This window comes from Micromonospora arida, from assembly GCF_003857035.1.
GTDB classification, from domain to species: domain Bacteria; phylum Actinomycetota; class Actinomycetes; order Mycobacteriales; family Micromonosporaceae; genus Micromonospora; species Micromonospora arida.
The window spans coordinates 1-1,295 of the sequence record NZ_QGSY01000014.1 but is presented as its reverse complement, the minus strand read 5'-3'; the positions used below and the strand labels follow the sequence as shown (position 1 = coordinate 1,295).

At 72.0% G+C, this 1,295-nt stretch carries 1 protein-coding gene and 1 pseudogene; both read left to right on the top strand.

Going from position 1 to position 1,295, the window contains the following annotated elements:
* Positions 1-1,073: DUF5919 domain-containing protein (locus tag DLJ58_RS33715; RefSeq protein WP_208740731.1), on the top strand; the 1,073-nt coding region annotated here is incomplete at its 5' end.
* Positions 1,074-1,145: 72 nt separating this feature from the next.
* Positions 1,146-1,295 (top strand): annotated as a pseudogene (locus DLJ58_RS00085) (pentapeptide repeat-containing protein); the annotation flags it as partial.

The following is a 1,295-nucleotide window of genomic DNA, read 5'->3' as shown; positions in this document are numbered from 1 at the left end:
GGCGGCAACGACGGGCCTTCGTCGTCGGTGGGGCACTCTTCGCGATCGCCGTCGTCATGTTGCTGGCCGCCTGGCGCAGCACCGGCTTCCTCAGCGACCTGCTGCTCAACCTCGGGGCCAGCGTGGTCCTCGCGGCCATCTCGTACGTCATCTTCGACCCGTTGTTCGAGGAGGCCCGCAAGGCGCGGGTGCAGGAGCACCTCAGCTTCGACCAGCAGGCGTTCGTGACACGGCTGCACCGCTCCGGGCGTCGGGTGCGCATCCTCGACACCTGGACGATCCTGCTGGAGCAACGGCACCGGGAGGAGACGCTGAGCGCGGTGCGAGCGGCGCTGGCCAACGGCGCCCAGGTGCAGTTGCTCCTGCTCGACCCCGACTGCACCGCCGCCCAGCAACGCTCCGAGGAGCTGGAACGGCAACGGGTGGACGTGCCCCGGCAGATCCGCACCAACCTGCGCCACCTGGCCTCGTTCGCCGAGGCGCTCGACTCGCGGCTGCGCCACCGCCTACAGGTCCGGCTCTACGACGCGTCCCCGTCGATCCAGCTCTACCAGTGGGACGGGCGGGCGCTGATCTCGTTCTTCCCGATCGGGAAGTTGTCGTTCAACGTGCCGCAGCTCGAGGTGGACATGGACAGCCCGTGGGGCGGGTTCGTGCACGCCCGGTTCGAGGAGCTGTGGGAGCACGAGCAGGCCACCCTCGACCTGGAGCGATACTGGTCGGTCACGGTCACGCTGCGCCACGACGAGTCGGACGTGGTCGAGGTTCGCGTGCCGTTCGTGACGGTGGACGGGCAGCACTACGTCGACTGCCGGGGGTTCCGGGTGACCGGGCCGCTGACGGTGCGAGCCGTGCTGCCGCCCCGCGCGCCCGGGGCGGCGCCCGGCGTGTTCGCCCTGGCCGAGCCCGCCGACGGGGACCGCACCCCGGTCGCCGTGGTGAAACGGCACTTCGACCAGAAGTACGGGCACGACGACGGCGAGCGGGACGTCCGCCGACTGGTGCCGCCACCGGGCGATGCCCGTGCCCCGGCGCCCCGCACCGCGACGACCGGCGACACGCACGCACGGTGACCCCCGACCGACCCCGGGGTTCGGCACAGGAAACAATGGTGGTCCACCCTGATCGCCAGGAGGACCGTCGGCGTGTCGCACCGCACCGCACCGCCGTCCGGGGCGGCGCAGCTGCGCGCCGACTGCGGACGTTGCTTCGGGCTGTGCTGCGTGGTGCCCGCCTTCGCCGCGTCCGCGGACTTCGCCATCGACAAGCCGGCCGGCTCGCCCTGCCCCAACCTG